Source organism: Paraburkholderia sp. J7 (assembly GCF_905220155.1).
Taxonomy (GTDB): domain Bacteria; phylum Pseudomonadota; class Gammaproteobacteria; order Burkholderiales; family Burkholderiaceae; genus Paraburkholderia.
Window position 1 is genome coordinate 85,190 of sequence record NZ_CAJMYZ010000020.1, and the last position, 19,557, is coordinate 104,746.

Annotated in this window: 18 protein-coding genes; 13 read left to right on the plus strand and 5 right to left on the minus strand. The window is 64.5% G+C overall.

Translation table 11 applies throughout. The features are described from left to right. Positions 1–16 precede the first annotated feature (16 nt). Together U5A58_RS28750 and U5A58_RS28755 are read right to left on the minus strand one after the other, a co-directional pair. Positions 17–1,618 carry an efflux transporter outer membrane subunit gene (locus U5A58_RS28750; RefSeq protein WP_321963942.1) on the minus strand — a complete coding sequence of 534 codons (1,602 nt, stop codon included), beginning with the start codon at positions 1,616–1,618 and terminating at the stop codon, positions 17–19. Positions 1,619–1,707: 89 nt separating this feature from the next. Continuing rightward, positions 1,708–2,211, minus strand: coding sequence for a MarR family winged helix-turn-helix transcriptional regulator (locus U5A58_RS28755; RefSeq protein WP_321914230.1), 504 nt, complete (start codon positions 2,209–2,211; stop codon positions 1,708–1,710). Positions 2,212–2,637: 426 nt separating this feature from the next. On the opposite strand from U5A58_RS28755, the gene typA reads away from it, so the two are divergent. The 6 genes from typA to U5A58_RS28785 all read left to right on the plus strand — a co-directional run bounded on the left by typA (position 2,638) and on the right by U5A58_RS28785 (position 12,472). Next, positions 2,638–4,464, plus strand: coding sequence for a translational GTPase TypA (gene typA / locus U5A58_RS28760; RefSeq protein ID WP_321948711.1), 1,827 nt, complete (start codon positions 2,638–2,640; stop codon positions 4,462–4,464). 340 nt (positions 4,465–4,804) lie between these two features. Continuing rightward, positions 4,805–7,669 (plus strand): 2-oxoglutarate dehydrogenase E1 component, encoded by a 2,865-nt coding sequence (locus U5A58_RS28765; RefSeq protein ID WP_321914232.1) that lies wholly within the window; start codon positions 4,805–4,807, stop codon positions 7,667–7,669. A 118-nt stretch (positions 7,670–7,787) separates the two neighbouring features. Then, a complete protein-coding gene (gene odhB, locus U5A58_RS28770; RefSeq protein ID WP_321914233.1) occupies positions 7,788–9,062 on the plus strand; it encodes a 2-oxoglutarate dehydrogenase complex dihydrolipoyllysine-residue succinyltransferase in 1,275 nt (424 codons plus the stop codon). Between the two features lie 125 nt (positions 9,063–9,187). Next, a complete protein-coding gene (lpdA, locus tag U5A58_RS28775) occupies positions 9,188–10,618 on the plus strand; it encodes a dihydrolipoyl dehydrogenase (RefSeq protein ID WP_321963943.1) in 1,431 nt (476 codons plus the stop codon). Positions 10,619–10,735: 117 nt separating this feature from the next. Next, on the plus strand, positions 10,736–11,833 hold the full coding sequence (gene zapE, locus U5A58_RS28780; RefSeq protein ID WP_321963944.1) for a cell division protein ZapE: 1,098 nt from the start codon (positions 10,736–10,738) through the stop codon (positions 11,831–11,833). Between the two features lie 183 nt (positions 11,834–12,016). After that, a complete protein-coding gene (locus tag U5A58_RS28785; RefSeq protein WP_321963945.1) occupies positions 12,017–12,472 on the plus strand; it encodes a transposase in 456 nt (151 codons plus the stop codon). Between the two features lie 109 nt (positions 12,473–12,581). Here the strand turns inward: U5A58_RS28785 and U5A58_RS28790 are convergent, their stop codons facing one another. After that, a complete protein-coding gene (locus U5A58_RS28790) occupies positions 12,582–13,034 on the minus strand; it encodes a DUF2147 domain-containing protein (protein WP_415774312.1) in 453 nt (150 codons plus the stop codon). 254 nt (positions 13,035–13,288) lie between these two features. Between U5A58_RS28790 and U5A58_RS28795 the strand changes: the two genes are divergently transcribed. Next, complete coding sequence (locus tag U5A58_RS28795; RefSeq protein WP_415774313.1) at positions 13,289–13,423, plus strand: helix-turn-helix domain-containing protein; 135 nt, start codon at positions 13,289–13,291, stop codon at positions 13,421–13,423. A 48-nt stretch (positions 13,424–13,471) separates the two neighbouring features. After that, a complete protein-coding gene (locus tag U5A58_RS28800; protein WP_321963947.1) occupies positions 13,472–14,215 on the plus strand; it encodes a DUF2968 domain-containing protein in 744 nt (247 codons plus the stop codon). Positions 14,216–14,345: 130 nt separating this feature from the next. Here U5A58_RS28800 and U5A58_RS28805 read toward each other — a convergent pair whose 3' ends face one another. After that, positions 14,346–14,534, minus strand: a complete 189-nt coding sequence (locus U5A58_RS28805; protein WP_321963948.1) for a hypothetical protein — start codon at positions 14,532–14,534, stop codon at positions 14,346–14,348. A gap of 223 nt (positions 14,535–14,757) precedes the next feature. Then, positions 14,758–15,249: an RNA chaperone Hfq gene (gene hfq, locus U5A58_RS28810; RefSeq protein ID WP_321914240.1), complete on the minus strand. Its 492-nt coding sequence runs from the start codon at positions 15,247–15,249 to the stop codon at positions 14,758–14,760. 621 nt (positions 15,250–15,870) lie between these two features. On the opposite strand from hfq, the gene U5A58_RS28815 reads away from it, so the two are divergent. The 5 genes from U5A58_RS28815 to U5A58_RS28835 all read left to right on the plus strand — a co-directional run bounded on the left by U5A58_RS28815 (position 15,871) and on the right by U5A58_RS28835 (position 19,555). Continuing rightward, entirely contained in the window at positions 15,871–16,017 is a 147-nt protein-coding gene (locus tag U5A58_RS28815; RefSeq protein WP_321963949.1) for a hypothetical protein, read from the plus strand. Positions 16,018–16,029: 12 nt separating this feature from the next. Continuing rightward, positions 16,030–16,593, plus strand: a complete 564-nt coding sequence (locus U5A58_RS28820; RefSeq protein ID WP_415774308.1) for a sigma-70 family RNA polymerase sigma factor — start codon at positions 16,030–16,032, stop codon at positions 16,591–16,593. After that, the gene (locus U5A58_RS28825; protein ID WP_415774309.1) at positions 16,590–17,483 is read left to right on the plus strand and encodes an anti-sigma factor family protein; all 894 of its coding nucleotides are present in this window, start codon (positions 16,590–16,592) and stop codon (positions 17,481–17,483) included. Before U5A58_RS28820 ends, U5A58_RS28825 begins: the two co-directional genes overlap by 4 nt. A gap of 38 nt (positions 17,484–17,521) precedes the next feature. Next, the gene (locus tag U5A58_RS28830; RefSeq protein ID WP_321963950.1) at positions 17,522–19,111 is read left to right on the plus strand and encodes an FAD-binding oxidoreductase; all 1,590 of its coding nucleotides are present in this window, start codon (positions 17,522–17,524) and stop codon (positions 19,109–19,111) included. Positions 19,112–19,279: 168 nt separating this feature from the next. Beyond that, entirely contained in the window at positions 19,280–19,555 is a 276-nt protein-coding gene (locus U5A58_RS28835; protein ID WP_321963951.1) for a hypothetical protein, read from the plus strand. The last annotated feature ends 2 nt before the right edge of the window (positions 19,556–19,557 follow it).

Genomic DNA, 19,557 nt, shown 5'->3' on the forward strand with positions numbered 1-19,557 from the left:
GTGTGCTGCCCGGCGCTCAATTCGGCACAGGTGCAGCGTTTGCCGCGTTCGTCGACGCCGCCGCGTTCTGCGGCGAGCGTGTACCGCGCCACGGTGCGCCGTTCACGTCGCTTTGGCCGCGTGCTTCGCTGCCGACTTCGGCCGGCGGCGTGAGCCCTGCGCCTTGCGCTTCGAAGCCGCCGCCAAGCGACTTGATGAGCGCCATCTGCTGGTCGCGGCGCTGCGCCTTCAGGTTCGACACCGTCTGCTCCGCCGCGAGGCGGTTCTGGTCGGCGGTGAGCACCTGAAGCTGCTCGGAGAGACCCGCCTTGTAACGGATCACGGCGAGCTGCCAGGCTTTGGTCGAAGCGTCGAGCGCGCGATCCGCGTCCACGAGCTGCTTGTCGGCCGAGCGGATCGTCGACACGTCGGTCGCCACGTCCTGGAAAGCGCCGATGAGCGTCTGGTTGTAGTTCGCCACATCGAGCTCGAAGTCGGCGTAGCGACCCTTCAGTTGCGCACGCAGCGCGCCCGCGTCGAAGAGCGGCAAATGCACGGCCGGCCCGAACTGCGCCTGGCGGCTCGTGAAGTTCAGGAATTTGCCCCAGCCGAACGCATCGAAGCCGAAGCCGGCCGCGAGGTTCACGTCGGGATAGAACTCGGCCTTGGCTTCCTTCACGTCGTGCATCGCGGCTTCCACCTGCCAGCGCGCGGCGACGATGTCGGGACGGCGCGCGAGCAGGTCGGCGGGCAGATTGTCGGGCAGCGCGACGTTGGCAACCGGATTGAGCACCGGCTGCGCGATCTGCAAGCCGCGGTCCGGGCCCTTGCCGAGCAGGGCGCCGAGCTGGTAGCGCGTCGTTTCGATCTGGCCGTCGATCTGCGAGAGGTTGGCCTGGCTCGTCGCGATATTGCCGTTCGCCGTCTGCTTCTCGACGTTGGTGTCGAGCCCCGCCACCACGCGGCCGTTCGTGATCGTGCCGATGGTCTTGCGGTTGTCGATCTCGTGCACGGCGATGGCGCGCAGTTCGTAGAGCTGGGCGAGCTGGTTATACGTGCGCGCAACCGAAGAGGCGAGCGTGATGCGCGCCTGCTGCATGTCCGCCTCGGCGGCGCGCTGCGCGGACACGGCTTGAGCGAGGCGCTGGCGGTTCTTCCCCCAGAGGTCCAGATCCCACGAGGCGCTGGCGAGCACGTTGTTTTCGCTATACCAGGTGCCGCCGTACGGGGGCGGGAAGAGCGCGTTGGCCGAATACAGCTCGCGGGTCCACGAATAGCTCAGGTTGGCCTTCGGGAAGAGCGCCGAGCGCGAGGTTTCGATGTACGACGAAGCCTTGGCCAGGCGCGCCTGCGCCTGAGCGATGGTCGGGCTGCCTTCGAGCGCCTCGTCGATCAGCTTGGGCAGTTGCGGGTCGCCGAACTGGTTCGCCCAGTCGAGCGTGGGCCACTGGCCGCCTTGCGCCGGAATGCTTTGCGAGCTTTCGAACTGCTGCGGCTGATCGATGGTCTTGTCGCTCTTGATGCCGATGTAGTTCGCGCAACCCGAAAGGGCGAGCGCCGCGACCGCGGCGGCGACCGCCGCCCGGCAGGACAGCGCCCGCACGGCCGGAACTGGCGCAAACTCGGTTTGGGATTTCATTGCTCGTCTCGATGCGTGAGAGTGTGTGGTGATACTGGACGATGCAGCTATTTTCTTGTTCGGCGATTTCAAATTTGCTTGCCCCGTCATCAATTCTCGGGCGAATTCGGGCTCGAATTCTGGCTAGCTTCGCAGCTATTCGAAAGAATTCGCCGCAACATGCTCTTCAGGAATCCGACCTCCTCAGGCGTGAATCCGGCTGAGAGATGCTCCGTGACGCTGCGGAAAATCGCCGGCATGCGCGCGGCGATGGCAAGGCCTTCGGGCGTGAGCGCGAGGCGCACCGCGCGGCGGTCTTCGGAGCTGCGCACGCGCTTCAGGAGCCCGCGCTTCTCCAGCCGGTCGACAAGCCGCGTGACGGCGCTCGCGTCGATGCCATACTCGCGGGCGAGTTCGGCGGCGAGCGTGCATTTGCCGGTCGCCACCATGAACAGGATGCTGGCCTGCTGGCTCGTTACGCCGAGTTCGGCAACGGCGCGCTGGGTGACCATGTTCGACATCGTCGATTTCACCCGCGAGATCAGGTAGCCGACGCTCTCACCAAGGTCGTAGTCGCGGACTTCGGGCGGGGGCGTGGGAGTCGGATCCGTCATGAGATTCTGCTGCGACTGCAATGGTTGACCAGGCAGGAATTATAGGGGCGGTTAGTTGACGCGGCAAGATTTATTCTGCCTTTGCCGAGAAACCTTTGCAGAGTAGGGGCTTAATCCGGCCCCACACGCATGGGAAAATGCGGGGCCGGCGGCGCGCCGGTTCCGCCGGTTTCTCTCATCGCATGCGTTGCGCGGGTGCGACGCTGCCCAACCTGATCCAGGGTGCTCCCTGATATGCGCGAGATCAATTCATCTGCGCGTGCTATACTTTCAGGTTCCCAAAGTGCGTCATTGCAGCGATGCTGAATTGACCCGCCGGCGATCGTCCAAGACAGTCGTCCGGCGCGGCTCGAAGCGGCGGCCGCGCGCCCTTGCCGGGCCTGCCAGCAGGGCATGCGCGGCGCACTCAACTGTACCCAGGTTCCTATGTCCCGCGCTCTTCGCAACATCGCCATCATTGCCCACGTCGACCACGGCAAGACCACGCTCGTCGACCAGCTCCTCCGTCAGACCGCCACGTTCCGTGACAACCAGCAGGTCGCCGAGCGCGTGATGGACTCGAACGACATCGAAAAAGAGCGTGGTATCACGATTCTTTCGAAGAACTGCGCGGTCGAGTACGAAGGTACCCACATCAACATCGTCGACACCCCGGGTCACGCCGACTTCGGCGGTGAAGTCGAGCGCGTGCTCTCGATGGTCGACTCGGTGCTGCTGCTCGTCGACGCCGTCGAAGGCCCGATGCCGCAAACGCGCTTCGTGACCAAGAAGGCGCTGGCGCTCGGCCTCAAGCCGATCGTCGTCGTCAACAAGATCGACCGTCCGGGCGCGCGTATCGACTGGGTGATCAACCAGACGTTCGACCTGTTCGACAAGCTCGGCGCGACCGAAGAACAGCTCGACTTCCCGGTCGTCTATGCCTCGGGCCTGAACGGCTACGCTTCGCTGTCACCGGACGCGCGCGAAGGCGACATGCGTCCTCTCTTCGACGCCGTGCTCGAATACGTGCCGGTTCGCGATGCGGATCCGGAAGGCCCGCTGCAGCTCCAGATCACCTCGCTCGACTACTCGACCTACGTCGGCCGTATCGGCGTGGGCCGCATCAAGCGCGGCCGCATCAAGCCGGGTCAGCCGGTGGCGCTGCGCTTCGGCCCGGAAGGCGAGGTGATGAACCGCAAGATCAACCAGGTGCTGTCGTTCAGCGGCCTCGAGCGCGTGCAGGTCGAATCGGCTGAAGCCGGCGACATCGTGCTGATCAACGGTATTGAAGACATCGGCATTGGCGCGACCATCTGCGCGGTCGACACGCCCGAAGCGCTGCCGATGATCACGGTGGACGAGCCGACGCTCACGATGAACTTCCTCGTGAACTCGTCGCCGCTCGCAGGCCGCGAAGGCAAGTTCGTGACGAGCCGCCAGATCCGCGACCGTCTCACGAAGGAACTGAACCACAACGTCGCGCTGCGCGTGAAGGACACCGGCGACGAAACCACGTTCGAAGTCTCGGGCCGTGGCGAACTGCACCTGACGATCCTGATCGAAAACATGCGCCGTGAAGGCTACGAGCTGGCCGTGTCGCGTCCGCGCGTGGTGCTGCACGAAGTCGACGGCGTGAAGCAGGAGCCGTACGAAATGCTGACCGTGGACGTCGAAGACGCCCACCAGGGCGGTGTGATGGAAGAGCTGGGCCGCCGCAAGGGCGAAATGCTCGACATGGCTTCGGACGGCCGTGGCCGCACGCGTCTTGAGTACCGTATTCCGGCGCGTGGCCTGATTGGCTTCCAGGGCGAGTTTATGACGCTCACGCGCGGCACGGGCCTGATGAGCCACGTGTTCGACGCCTACGGCCCGGTCAGGGAAGGCACGCTCGGCGAACGCCGCAACGGCGTGCTGATCTCGCAGGACGACGGCGCCGCCGTCGCCTACGCACTGTGGAAGCTGCAGGACCGCGGCCGCATGTTCGTGAAGCCGGGCGACGCGCTGTACGAAGGCATGATCATCGGCATTCACAGCCGCGACAACGACCTCGTCGTGAACCCGATCAAGGGCAAGCAGCTGACCAACGTGCGCGCCTCGGGCACCGACGAAGCCGTGCGCCTCGTGCCGCCGATCCAGATGTCGCTCGAATACGCCGTGGAATTCATCGACGACGACGAACTCGTGGAAGTCACGCCGCAATCGATCCGTCTGCGCAAGCGTCACCTGAAGGAACACGAGCGTCGCCGCGCGAGCCGCGAAGCCGGTGCCGAGTAATTTGCAGTTTTATCGCTTTTTTGCCGCACTGCAATGCAAACAGACTCACAGAAAAGCCGCCGCTTGATGGGCGGCTTTTTTGCGTCTGGCGGGGATTGCATTGCGCTGCGGGAAGAGAGCATTGCGAATGCCGCAAGAGCCCATATAAAAAGGGTTCCCGCGTGGTGTTCGGTCGCATTGCATCCTGTGGCGAGATGCGCATATGCGCTATACTCCGCGGATGCATGATTTAGGTCCTTCCAAGCAGACTTGATTCGCAATCCGCTAAACGGTCAGGCCGTGGCGCGGAAGGTTGAGTAACCCGCTATTTCTCGAGAAACTCGAAGAAAGGTGAGCGTAAATGTCGGAAACGATGAAGCAATTCCAGCTGAACTCCTATTTGTTCGGCGGCAATGCTCCGTATGTCGAAGAGCTATACGAAGCATATCTTGACAACCCTGCGTCCGTTCCGGACCAATGGCGTGAATACTTCGACGCACTGCAAAACGTGCCGTCGTCGAGTGGCACGACCGACAACGACATCGCCCACGGGCCGATCGTCGAGTCGTTTGCCCAGCGCGCAAAAGCCAATGCATTCGTCCCCAAGGGTGGCGGCGAAGACCTCGCAACGGCTCGCAAGCAAGTCTACGTTCAGTCCCTCATCGGCGCATATCGCTTCCTGGGCTCGCAGTGGGCCAATCTGGACCCGCTGAAGCGTCGCGAGCGCCCGCCTATTCCCGAACTCGAACCTGCGTTCTACGACTTCACCGAAGCCGACATGGACCAGACGTTCAGCGCTACGAACCTGTATTTCGGGTTTGAGCGCGCGACGCTGCGCGAGATCGTCAAGGCGCTGCGCGACACGTACTGCGGCACGATCGGCGCCGAGTACATGTACATCAGCGATCCTGAACAAAAGCGCTGGTGGAAGGAGCGTCTCGAGTCGATCCGCTCGACGCCGAGCTTCTCGAACGACAAGAAGAAGCACATCCTGCAGCGCCTGACGGCCGCCGAAGGCCTCGAGCGCTTCCTGCACACCAAGTACGTCGGCCAGAAGCGCTTCTCGCTCGAAGGCGGCGAGTCCTTCATCGCCGCGATGGACGAAGTCGTCCGTCACGCAGGCGCGAAGGGCGTGCAGGAAATCGTCATCGGCATGGCCCACCGTGGCCGTTTGAACGTGCTGGTCAATACGCTCGGCAAGATGCCGGCTGACCTGTTCGCCGAATTCGAAGGCAAGCACGTCGACGACCTGCCGGCTGGCGACGTGAAGTACCACAAGGGCTTCTCGTCGGACGTCGCAACCGAAGGCGGCCCGGTCCACCTGTCGCTCGCGTTCAACCCGTCGCACCTCGAAATCGTCAACCCGGTGGTCGAAGGCTCGGCGAAGGCCCGTATGGATCGCCGCGGCGATGCAGACGGCCTGCAGGTGCTGCCGGTGCAGATCCACGGCGACGCGGCCTTCGCAGGCCAGGGCGTCGTGATGGAAACGCTGAACCTCGCGCAAACGCGCGGTTACGGCACGCACGGCACGCTGCACATCGTCATCAACAACCAGATCGGCTTCACGACCTCGGACCCGCGCGACGCGCGTTCGACGCTCTACTGTACCGACGTGGTCAAGATGATCGAAGCGCCGGTGCTGCACGTGAACGGCGACGATCCGGAAGCGGTCGTGCTGGCGATCCAGCTCGCGGTCGATTTCCGCATGCAGTACCACAAGGATGTCGTGGTCGACATCATCTGTTTCCGCAAGCTCGGCCACAACGAGCAGGACACGCCGGCTGTCACGCAGCCGCTGATGTACAAGACGATCGCGAAGCACCCGGGCACCCGTGCGCTGTACGCCGAGAAGCTCGTGCAGCAGGGCGTCATCACGGCGGAAGACGGCGACAACTACGTCAAGGCCTACCGTGCCGCGATGGACGAAGGCCACCACACGGTCGACCCCGTGCTCTCGAACTACAAGAGCAAGTACGCGGTGGACTGGGTTCCGTTCCTGAACCGCAAGTGGACCGACGCTGCCGACACGGCAGTGCCGCTCGCCGAACTCAAGCGTCTGGCTGAGCGCATCACCACGATCCCCGAGAACTTCAAGGTTCACCCGCTGGTCGAGCGCGTCATCAACGACCGCCGCGCGATGGGCAAGGGCGAAGCGAAGCTCGACTGGGGCATGGGCGAACACCTCGCGTTCGCGTCGCTGGTCGCTTCGGGCTACGCAGTGCGCCTGACGGGCCAGGACTCGGGCCGCGGCACGTTCACGCACCGCCACGCCGTTCTGCACGACCAGAACCGCGAGCGTTGGGACGATGGCACGTACGTGCCGCTGCAAAACATCGGCGAGAACCAGGCGCAGTTCACGGTGATCGACTCGGTGCTGTCGGAAGAGGCCGTGCTCGGCTTCGAATACGGCTACTCGACCGCTGAACCGAACACGCTCGTCGCGTGGGAAGGCCAGTTCGGCGACTTCGTCAACGGTGCGCAGGTCGTGATCGACCAGTTCATCTCGTCGGGCGAAGTGAAGTGGGGCCGCGTTTCGGGTCTCACGATGCTGCTGCCGCACGGCTACGAAGGCCAGGGTCCGGAGCACTCGTCGGCGCGTATCGAGCGTTTCCTGCAACTGTGCGCCGAGCACAACATGCAGGTCGTTCAGCCGACCACGCCGGCTCAGATCTTCCACGTGCTGCGCCGCCAGATGATCCGCCTGTTCCGCAAGCCGCTCATCATCTTCACGCCGAAGTCGCTGCTCCGTCACAAGGAAGCCGTGTCGGATCTGTCCGAACTCGCGAAGGGCACGTTCCAGCCGGTCATCGGTGAAGTGGACGAAAGCATCGACGCGAAGAAGGTCAAGCGCGTGGTGGCCTGCTCGGGCCGCGTGTACTTCGACCTCGTCGCGCACCGCCGCGAAGCGAAGGCAAACGACGTCGCGATCATCCGTATCGAACAGCTCTACCCGTTCGCGCACAAGCAGTTCGAAGCGGAGCTGAAGAAGTACGACAACGCGACCGAAGTGGTGTGGGTGCAGGACGAGCCGCAGAATCAGGGCCCGTGGTTCTACATCGAGCATCACCTGAAGGAAGGCATGAAGGAAGGCATGAAGCTCGCGTACAGCGGCCGTCCTGCTTCCGCATCGCCGGCTGTTGGCTACTACGCGAAGCACTACGAGCAGCAGAAGACGCTGATCGAAGGTGCATTCGGCCGCCTGAAGGGCGCGCAGGTCGCGAAGTAAGCACTAGAGCAACCGAACCGGGAAAGCGTGTGAATTCAAGGCACGCTTTCCCGCGCTCAAGTGCGCGACCCGGTTCGTCATACGGGGATGTCCCCGAAAAAGTATTCAGGAAAATCACATGGCTATCGTAGAAGTGAAGGTCCCGCAGTTTTCGGAGTCGGTGTCGGAAGGCACGATGCTGCAGTGGAAGAAGAAGCCGGGCGAAGCGATCGCTCAGGACGAAGTCGTCATCGAGATCGAAACCGATAAAGTCGTGCTCGAAGTGCCCGCGCCGGCAGCCGGCGTGCTGGCCGAGATCCTCGTTGGCGACGGCGCAACCGTCGAGAGCGAACAGGTAATCGCAAAGATCGACACGGAAGCCAAGGCTGGCGCCGCTGCAGCTCCCGCAGCCGCTGCCGCTCCGGCTGCTGCCGCGGCTCCCGCAGCCGCACCGGCTGCTGCTGTCGCCGCCTCGACGGCCAGCAGCACCGTGGCATCGCCCGCCGCGTCGAAGCTGATGGCGGAGAAGGGTCTGTCGGGCGGCGACGTCGCCGGCACGGGCCGTGACGGCCGCATCACGAAGCAGGACGTGCTCGGCGCAGGCGCGCCGAAGGCCGCTCCGGCCGCTGCACCGGCTGCCAAATCCGCTGCTGCTGCGAAGCCCTCGCTGCCGCAAGTCAACGCACCGGCATCGGCTGCGAACTGGCTCAACGACCGCCCGGAACAGCGCGTGCCGATGTCGCGTCTGCGTGCGCGTATCGCCGAGCGTCTGCTCGAGTCGCAGCAAACCAACGCCATCCTCACGACGTTCAACGAAGTGAACATGGCGCCGGTCATGGATCTGCGCAACAAGTACAAGGACAAGTTCGAGAAGGAACACGGCGTGAAGCTCGGCTTCATGTCGTTCTTCGTGAAGGCTGCGGTTCACGCCCTCAAGAAGTTCCCGCTCGTCAACGCGTCGATCGACGGCAACGACATCGTCTACCACGGCTACTTCGACATCGGTATCGCTGTCGGCTCGCCGCGCGGTCTGGTGGTGCCCATCCTGCGTAACGCAGACCAGATGAGCCTCGCCGACATCGAGAAGAAGATCGCCGAATTCGGCCAGAAGGCCAAGGACGGCAAGCTGTCGATCGAAGAAATGACGGGTGGTACGTTCTCGATCTCGAACGGCGGTGTGTTCGGCTCGATGCTCTCGACCCCGATCATCAACCCGCCGCAGTCGGCGATCCTCGGCGTGCACGCCACGAAGGAACGCGCTGTGGTCGAGAACGGCCAGATCGTGATCCGCCCGATGAACTACCTCGCGATGTCGTACGACCACCGCATCATCGACGGCCGCGAAGCCGTCCTGTCGCTGGTCGCAATGAAGGACGCGCTGGAAGATCCGGCTCGTCTGCTGCTCGACCTGTAATTCGCGTTGTAGCGCGAGCCAGGGCTCCCGTCCTGCTCGCGCATCCAGTCTCACACTGAGCGCCTTGCGCGCGGTATCCGGAAGCCGGACACCGCGCGTGGCGCTCACGTCTCGAAAGGATGACCATGTCCAAAGAATTTGACGTCGTCGTGATCGGCGCCGGCCCCGGCGGCTATATCGCGGCGATCCGCGCCGCCCAGCTCGGCAAGTCGGTTGCGTGTATCGAAAAATGGAAGAACCCGGCCGGCGCGCTGAAGCTCGGCGGCACGTGCCTGAACGTCGGCTGCATTCCGTCGAAGGCGCTGCTCGCCTCGTCGGAAGAGTTCGAAAACGCCCAGCACCACCTCGTTGACCACGGCATCAGCGTGGGCGACGTGAAGATCGACGTCGCGAAGATGCTCGCCCGCAAGGAAGGCATCGTCGAGAAGATGACGAAGGGTATCGAGTTCCTGTTCCGCAAGAACAAGATCACGTGGCTCAAGGGCCACGGCAAGTTCACCGGCAAGACCGACGCCGGCGTGCAGATCGAAGTGAGCGGCGAAGGCGAAACCGAAGTCGTCACGGCGAAGAACGTGATCATCGCAACGGGCTCGAAGGCGCGTCATCTGGCGGGCATCCCGGTCGACAACAAGATCGTCGCCGACAACGAAGGCGCGCTCTCGTTCGACACCGTGCCGAAGAAGCTGGCCGTGATCGGCGCCGGCGTGATCGGTCTGGAGCTGGGCTCGGTGTGGCGTCGTCTGGGCGCGGAAGTGACCGTGCTCGAAGCGCTGCCGGAATTCCTCGGCGCTGCTGACGTTGCGCTCTCGAAGGAAGCCGCCAAGCTCTTCAAGAAGCAGGGTCTCGACATTCACGTTGGCGTGAAGGTCGGTGAAGTGAAGGCGACGGACAAGAATGTCACGATCAACTACACGGACAAGGACGGCAACGCGCAAGTGCTCGAAGCCGATCGCCTGATCGTGTCGGTTGGCCGCGTGCCGAACACCGATAATCTCGGTCTCGAAGCGATCGGCCTGAAGGCCAACGAGCGCGGCTTCATCGACGTGGACGATCACTGTGCAACGGCAGTGCCGAACGTCTACGCGATCGGCGACGTGGTGCGCGGCCCGATGCTCGCGCACAAGGCCGAAGACGAAGGCGTGCTGGTGGCCGAGATCATCGACGGCCAGAAGCCGCATATCGACTACAACTGCATTCCGTGGGTGATCTACACCGAACCGGAAATCGCATGGGTCGGCAAGACGGAGCAGCAGCTCAAGGCAGAAGGCCGCGACATCAAGACGGGCCAGTTCCCGTTCATGGCGAACGGCCGCGCGCTTGGCATCAACAAGGCCGACGGCTTCGTGAAAATGATCGCCGACGCCAAGACCGACGAGCTGCTCGGCGTGCACATCATCTCGGCCAACGCATCGGACCTGATCGCGGAAGCCGTGGTGGCGATGGAATTCAAGGCTGCCGCCGAAGACATCGGCCGCATCTGCCATCCGCACCCGTCGTTGTCTGAAGTCATGCGCGAAGCAGCACTCGCGACTGACAAGCGCGCGCTCAACATGTAAGAGCGCCAGGGGCAGGGCGGCCGGCTTTTCTGGCCGCCCTGCCTCGATGTACCAGCATCACGTACGGAGGCGGGTGGGCGTTTGCCCTCCCGCCTTTCCTCATTTGCGGCCCACAAAATGAACGTCACCGAATACTACGAAAACGAACTGCAGAAGCGGGGATACAAGCCCGATACGGCGCAACGCGCCGCGATCGACCGGCTGCAGCGGTGCTACGACGAGTGGGTGGCATACAAGTCGCGGCGTTCGAACGCGCTCAAGAAGTTTCTGATTCACCCGGACCTGCCACGCGGCGTGTACATGTGGGGCGGTGTAGGGCGTGGCAAGAGCTTCCTGATGGACAGCTTCTATGCGGTGGTGCCGCTGCAGCGCAAGACGCGTCTGCACTTTCACGAATTCATGCGCGAGGTGCACCGCGAGCTTGAAGAGCTCAAGGGCCAGGCCGATCCGCTCGACGAACTCGCGCGCCGCATTGCGAAGCGTTATCGCCTGATCTGCTTCGACGAATTCCACGTCTCGGACATCGCCGATGCGATGATCCTCTACCGTCTGCTTGACCGCCTCTTTGAGAACGGCGTGCAGTTCGTGATGACGTCCAACTACGATCCCGATCTGCTCTATCCCGATGGCCTGCATCGCGACCGCATGCTGCCCGCGATCGAGCTGATCAAGAGCAAGCTCGACGTGCTCAACGTCGATGCGGGCGTCGACTATCGCCAGCGCACGCTGGCGCAGGTCGAGGTCTATCACACGCCGCTCGGCGCGGCTGCCGACAAGGCGTTGCGCCACTCGTTCGCGGAGCTTGCTGCCGTGCCCGACGAAAGCCCGCTATTGCGCATCGAGAAGCGCGAGCTCAAGGCGTTGCGCAAGGCCGACGGCGTGGTGTGGTTCGATTTCGCGACGCTGTGCGGCGGTCCGCGCTCGCAGAACGACTATCTGGAACTGGCGAGCCGCTTTCACGCCGTGATCCTCTCAGGCGTCCCGCAGATGACGCCGCGCATGCAGTCCGAAGCGCGCCGCTTCACGTGGCTCATCGACGTGTTCTACGACCACAAGGTCAAGCTGTTGATGTCGGCCGCCGTGCCGCCCGAAGAACTCTACGTTGAAGGCCCGATGGCCAACGAGTTCACGCGCACGGTGTCGCGTATCGTCGAAATGCAGTCGAAGGAATATCTCGAAACGCCGCGCCGCATTGTCGATACGGCGCTGACCTGACGGCACGGCACGGCGCCCGCACCGCGTGTGCGGGTTGTGGGCGCATGCGCGGCGGCACACTGGCATCAGGCTAGTCTCGAAATAGCGCTGCGGCACCTTTTTCAAGATTCGGACTCGTCTGATAGGGACGGCGAGGGCGAGTGGATATCGTTTGTCGGTACAGCTTCTGACAAAGGACTCTCCATGACCCCGCATCGCGATATTACCGACGAAGAATGGCAGCGCGTGATGCTGCTCCTGCCCGAACTGCGCCCGCGCACCGAGTTGCGCGGCCGGCCGCTTGCCAACACGCGCTCGGTGCTCAACGGCGTACTGTGGATCATGTATAGCGGCGCGACCTGGTCGGCCATGCCGCGCCGCTACCCTTCGTATCAAACCTGCCATCGCCGCTTCAAGACCTGGCACGACAACGGCGTGCTCAAGTCCGTGATGGGCGAGTTGTTCGGCGAAGAGGGCGTGACGTTGTGCGACACCATCGAAACGCGTATGCGCAAGCACGTGAGTCGTGCGGAAAAAGCGGCGCGCAGGCAGGAAGCGGCACGCAACACGCCGCGCAATTCGCCGTTCGTACCGGTGGCGCCCGCGTCCGCGCCATCGCAGCCATTCAACTATCGCTCTGTATATCGTCACACGGCGTAACACCAGCGCGTATCAAACTCCGGCCGAAGCGGCGCATGTGCCCGCTTCGGCCGGTTTCGTCTCTCAGGTTCCCTTGCCGGTTTGCGCGCCGGTTCTTAGCTCAATCCGTTCACTGCTGGCGCACCCAGGTCTGCGAGCGGCCAAGCAGCGAAATGCCCAAATAGCCACGCACGACGAGTTTCTGGCCACCGTCTTCCGTATGCATCTTGCAGCGGTAGATCTTGCCGTTCTCGGGGTCGAGAATGTGGCCGCCGTCATAACCGTCGTCGCTTTTCTTCATGCTGTCGATGATCGTCATGCCGAGGATCAGCTGATCCTTGCGTGCGTCGGTGCAGGCCGTGCAGCGCCGGTCGGGCTGGTCATTCGCACTGAGTCCCTTGATGACCTTGCCACTTAGATCGCCGTTGGCGTCGGCGCTGATCTGCACGAGCGCCTTCGGTTGGCCGGTGTGATCGTCGATCGTCTGCCAGACGCCGACAGGCGTGTCGCTCTGCGCGTGCGCGGCGAGCGCGCTGCACAGCAGTGCGCTCGCCAGCGCGACACGGCGCGCCGCGCGTCCCATGAATCGGCTCATGTCTTCCTCCACTGATGTTGTTTGTCATGTCGATGCTGCCCGTGCGGCGCGACTGGCACGCCGCAAGGTGAGGGCAGGATACTGGAAAGGATCGCGCGCGTTTGAGAGAAGGCACTCTAGTTTGTCCGGGTGCGGGGCGCCGCATCCGGTCGACAACCGGTTGGCGGCTAAACGTGCCGTTTGCGTCGGGGGCACAGCGCCCGCCGTTCGCGAGACATGATCGATCGCACTTTCCGCTCTGTGTGGCGCTGGACCAAAACGGCCACCGGCGCAAGGACACCGCACAATTCCTCGGAATTTCTCGCAAAGTGTTGTGGGAAAAGATACGTAATCGGCAAATTTTCTACGAGCGACCCGAAACACGTGAAAGTGAGTAATAATTGTGCCGATTTGTAAAAATTAGAACTGTTCAAAGCAGGTACTACATGGACTACAAGTGGAGAGTTCGTCGCACCGCCTTGGCGGTGCTGGTGTTAGTCGGGGGTATCGGTACGGGCTGCGCACAGACGCCGCCTGACAATCCAGCAGTAGCGGCGCCCGTAGCACAGACCACCGCCGCACCCGCAGTGCAGGACGAGCAGGTAGCAACCGCTGCGTTGCCTACGGCAGCGAGCGCAGCGATCCAGCCGGGCGTACTCACGCCGGATGAAGCGAAGCAGAACGCCGCAGGCAACGTTGCCGAGTTGCAGCAGATGCTGCGAGGTTCGGATCTCGCCGAGTTGCGTACGACGTACAACGGCTCGTATGGCGCGAGCTTGCTGTTTTACGGCAAGGAAATGACGTACTACGTCACGCTGTTCCAGAACAAGACGTTCTGGCGCGTGATCAAGACGAGCGACGAGACGCGTGCTGAAGCGATCTATCGCGACTTCGCGATGAAGTCGGCGCAGCTTGCCGAAGTGGAAATCCGCCGCACGCGCCTTGAAGCGCAGAAGGCTTTCACGGACCGCATGATCGCGCTCACGCAGGATCATGCGAACCGGCTCCAGGCGGATCTGGCTATCGCGCGCGAACAGCAGGCGCTCGTCGCGGACCAGCAGAAGCAGGGCCGCGATCAGGCGAACGCGTTGCAGGCGCAGAAGACGGCCGCCCAGGCGCAACTGCGCACGGTGCAGCGTCAGGTGCGCGAGTTGCAGCAACAGGTTGAAGGCGGTCTGCCGATCCGCTGATCAACAGTACGCGGTATGGCTTGGGCGCCCGTTTGGCGTCCAGTCTTGCGAGACTGCAGATGCGACACGCAAAAGGCGGAGCGCCAATGGCGCTCCGCCTTTTTTCATGCCGCGACCGTGCCGGGCGCGCTCAGTGCTTGCCGTGGCGATGCGTGTCGCGGCCCTTGTGGGATTCGTCTGCGGAATGAGGCTTGGGTTGCGAGCGGGTGGGCGAAGGGTCCACGGCGATCGGATCGCTCGCGGGGAAGGTTTCGTCGAGTGCTTCGTCGAGCGGGTCTTCCTGCGAGGGCTGCGGGGCTTTCGGCTTGGATGCGCTCATAGCGGTCTCCCTGGCGATAGGCGTCATGTTCAGAATAACGCAAAGCCAGGATCGTGGCCGTGAGCGACGACTGCCAGGCCGATTTGAGGCGCAGAACGAGGCGCAAAAGCGCAACTGCGGTGAACTCGACGAAGCGCGCGCAAAAGAGCGGGCGCGCCGTGGCGCGCCCGTACTGTCCTGAAAACCGGCGCGGCGTGCAACGAGCGCGCCAGCGCGCAGCGGCTTAGCTGTTGCCCGAGCCTTCGCCGCCGTTGCCGCCGTTATTCACCGCTCCATAGAGGCGGCGGCGGCGCGTGACGACGACCGGGCCGTCCTGGGACGCACGGTCGTTGCCCGGTGCACCCGAAGGTGCGCCGGACGGCGCCGACCAGTTTTCGCGCGGCTCGCGCGATTCACGCGGTTCTCGTTGTTCACGCGGACCATGGCCGCCATGGCTGCCGTGCGGGCCGCGGCTCGTATGCTCGCCGTGCGAGCTGCGAGCGCCGCCCGGGCGCGGACCCGGCCGGGTGCCGGTGTCGAGCTGGATGGTCGAAATGGCGCGCTTGTAGATGCCTTGCAGGCCAACGGGCGTGCGCAGCATCACCAGGTACTGATCGAACGACTCGATGCATCCGGTCAGGCGAATGCCGTTGACCAGATAGATTTCGACGCGCTTTCTTTCCTTACGCGCGGCGTTCATGAAGTCGTTTTGCGGGTGCGATTCTGCGGAAGGCATGGACTAGATTTGGCCAGGCGGCGCAATGCCGCAATCAGTTGGAAACGTTTGCTCGCCGCGATTCTACCTTGTGTCGGCGAAGCGCGCGTGCGGGGAATAAGCTTACTGCAGAACTATACCGGCTCGCGGCCGCAACCGCAGATTGACGAAAAATGCATCGCTGCGTCCCTTGTCGTCGGCCGCTGGGAAGCGGGCGCCCGGATGACAGGTTGCAATATTCAGCGACAGTGGTTTTCGAGGGCGAGACCTGCTGACGATATGTCACTCGTGTTCTCAGACCCGTGACGTTTCGACGCGCATGCGCTCACCCTCACAGCGTAGTCCATGACGGCCGGCCATGCTCGACCGATTCACGGCCGGCTTGAAGTTTGGTACCGCGGCGCATCGCTCGGCTGCACGATGCATGTCGATCCGCTTGCGACGATTCTCGCGGTGCGCGAGGGCTGCGTTCCGTGCGGCGGCGCACGTCGGAGCGCCGTATTGGCACTTTATTGGCAACTGGTCGGCCGTGGATGGCGGGCGCGGCGGCGCACGAAAAGCGAAATCGCTGCTTGCGCGGAATAAGCGCACCGGCTGCAACGTTTTACGCGATATCGGCGATGGACCTCAATGGAGGGAATCATGGAGCGGTTTCGCAAAGTTCTTGCGTATGTCGTCTGGGCGGCGCTGGCCGGCGTTGCGGGTGCGGGCCTCACTGCCTGTGGCGACATGAATCCGGGCGGGGCGTCGTCGACCAGTTCGGGCGGCTCGTCGGGCGGTGGCTACTGAGCGGCGTGCGGCGTGTTGCTTCAACCGTCGCCGGAGTTCGAAGCACAGGTCGTGGCGCAACTCGCGCCGATGCGACGCTATGCGCGCGCCCTGACCGGCGACGCCGCGTGGGCTGACGACCTCGTGCAGGACGCCGCGGAGCGCGCGCTCTCGCGCTGGACTTCGTTTCGACCGCAAAGCAATCTGCGCGCGTGGCTGTTCACGATCCTGCGCCATCTCTACATCGACCAGTTGCGCGGCCGGCGCGAGATCGCGGTGGACGACGAAGCCGCGCCGTGGCGCACGCTCGAAGCGCCGCACGGCGAAGTGGATGGGCTCGTGCTGCGCGATCTGCAGCGGGCGCTCTATGCGTTGCCGGCGGCGCAGCGCGAGGTGCTGCTGCTCGTGTGTGTGGAGGAGTTGAGCTACAGCGAGGCGTCGGCGGTGCTCGGGGTGCCGGCGGGCACGGTGATGTCGCGGCTCTCGCGGGCGCGCGAGCATCTGCGCGCGTTGCTCGATACGGGCCCGGTGCAGGATCCGGGCCGCGAGTCGGCGCAACGCGCGACGCCGCTCAGGGTGGTGGGGACGCTACGATGAATGACGACGATCTCGGCCACGAACGCGATGGCGCGCCGCCTGGTGCCCCTGACAGCGGCGCTGAAGAGGATCTTGCGATGCTGGGCGCTTTCGTCGACGGCGAACTGCCCGCGGGCGAGCGCGAAGCGCTGCAGGCGCACCTCGCGAACGATCCGCGCGCGGCGGCGCGTGTCGCGGCCTGGCGCGCGCAGAAGGCCGCGCTGAAGGCCTTGTGCGAAGGCTCGCGCGTGTCTGGCGAGGGTGCGGTGCCCGGTGCCGACGCCGCCACGCCTGCCGTGCTCGTGCTGCGTCCGCGCGTGCCGTGGTGGTGGCGCGCGGGTATCGCGGCGGCGTGGGTGGCAGTGGGCGCAGGGCTCTCGGTGACGGCCGCCCTGGTCGTGCCGCAGCTCGCGGGTCTCGCGCCAGAACGGCTCGCCGATTTGGCGCCGGGGGCCGTACGCAGCGAAACGCCCGAAGCGTTCGCGCGCCGCGCCGACATCGCCTATGCGGTCTATTCGCCGGAGCAGCGGCATCCCGTGGAAGTGGGTGCCGCCGACGAGGCGCATCTCGTCGCGTGGCTCTCGAAGCGCCTCGGCAAGCCGCTTTCGGTGCCGTCGCTCGCGGAGTATGGTTATACGCTCGTAGGCGGACGTCTGTTGCCCGGCAACACGGGTCCGGCGGCGCAGTTCATGTACGAGAACGATGCAGGCGAGCGCCTCACGCTCTACGTGGCTGGTTCGGCCGCGGAGCGTGACCCCGTACGTCTCTTGCGCGACGGCAATCGCCGCACGTTCTACTGGAGCACCGAACGCACGGGCTATGCGCTCTCGGGACCGCAGACGGAACCGAAGCTGCACGAGATCGCGCTGGAGGTCTGCGGCGCGCTGGGCGGCAAGCCCGGGCAGTGGTGACGAGTGGTTTCGATGAGCGACGCCAGCGGAGCGGGCCGATGAACGACGCCGCGCCGACCTTGCCACCCGGCATCGACGAGGCCCGTTTCGCGCGCGCACTCGCCGCGTTCGAAAGCATTGTCGGCGCGCCGAACGTCTGCCGTGGCGGCGCCTCGCTCGAGCCGTATTTCGACCCGTTCGTGCCGGTTGCCGATGCCCATGCCTTCGCGCCGTCGGCCGCGATCCTCCCCGCGAGTGTCGAAGAGATCCGCGCGATCCTGCGCGTGGCGAACGAAACGCGCGTGCCGCTCTGGACCGTTTCCACGGGACGCAACTTCGCCTATGGCGGCGCCGCACCGCGCCTCGCGGGCTCGGTCGTGCTCGACCTGCAGCGCCTGAACCGCATTCTCGAAGTCGACGAGCGTCTCGCGTGGGCGCGCGTCGAGCCCGGCGTGAGTTATTTCGATCTGCATGCACACCTGCGTGAGCAGCATGTGCGCCTGTGGGTCGATCCGCCCGCAGCGGGCTGGGGCAGCGTGGTCGGCAACACGCTCGAGCGCGGCTTCGGCACGACCGCCTACGGCGACCACGCCGCGTCGCAGTGCGGCATGGAAGTCGTGCTCGCCAACGGCGACGTGGTACGCACCGGTATGGGTGCGATCGAAAACGGCACGGCGTGGCAACTTTACAGGCCCGGCTACGGGCCGTCGTTCGACGCGCTCTTTACGCAGTCGAACTACGGCGTCGTCACGAAGATGGGACTCTGGCTCATGCCGGCGCCGCAGGCGTTCGTGATTGGCGAGATCCAGTTTGCGCGCGAGGACGATCTCGGCGTGCTCGTTGATACGCTGCGCGCACTGCAGCTCGGCGGCACGATACGTCAGCACGCCGCGATCGAAGGCGCAATCCGGCGTGCCGCGAGCCTTGCGCCACGCTCGCGCTGGTACGAAGGCGAGGGCGCGATGCCCGAGGCCGCCGTCGCCGCCATGCAGCGCGACCTGGGCGTCGGCCGCTGGAATTTGCACTACGCGCTTTATGGCGCGCCCGAGGTCATCGACATGGAGCGGCGCATTGTCGAGCGTGCGTTCGCTGGTGTACCTGGCGTGCGTTTTTCTGCGCGGCGCTATGTGGAAGGCGAAGAACCGCAGGGTGGCGCGGATCGCAATCTGGCGGGCATTCCGGCGATGAGCGCGTTTCGCATGCTCGACTGGCGCGGCGGCGAGGGCGCGCATGTGGACTTCTCGCCGCTATGTCCCGCCGACGGCCGCGACGCGCTGCGCCAGTATGCGCTCGTCAAGGCGCGCGCGGCCGAGTACGGTTTCGATTACTACGGCGGTTTCACCGCGGCGGGGCGCTATCTGCATCATGTATTCGCGGCGATCTTCGCGCGCGAGCGCCGTGACGACGCGGCGCGCGCGGGCGACCTGCTACGTGCGCTGATGAGCGACGCGGGCGCGGCCGGCTACGGCGTATACCGTTCGCATCTGCTCTACATGGATTACGCCGCGGCGCAGTACGCGTTCAACGACGGCGCGCTGTTGCGGCTCGCGCAAACCGTGAAGGATGCGCTCGATCCACAGGGCGTGCTCTCGCCGGGCAAGCAGGGCGTCTGGCCCGCGGCGTGGCGCGCGCAACGCGGCTATACGTGACCGATTCACTTCAGGACTGCGTAGCGATCGGCAGGAGGGCGCACGGAGGGCTAGATGGACAGGCGGGCTTTTCTCTGCGATGTAGGTGCCGTGGCATTTGGCGCGGCTTGGCAGACGCATGCGCTGCGGGTTGCGTTGGGCGAACGCCCGCCTCGTGCGAGTGCGGTGTTGAATTCGGCAAATGGCGTGGTGTTCGACCCGGCGCTCGCGCGAGGCCGCGTGCTCGCGCAAGAGGCGGCGTGCGCGGGATGCGTTGCGTGGGCCATAGGCGATCATGGCGGCGGCGTGGCGGACGACGACATCGGCACCTTGTGGCACGCGCGGATCGCGCGGCGGCTCGAGCCCGGCGCGGCCTTGATAGGCGCATTGCGCCCATCGGATCGCTTCGTGCTTGAGCGCCTCGCAAACGCGCGCGGGGTGACGTTTCGCAACGCTGCCTGGTAGAC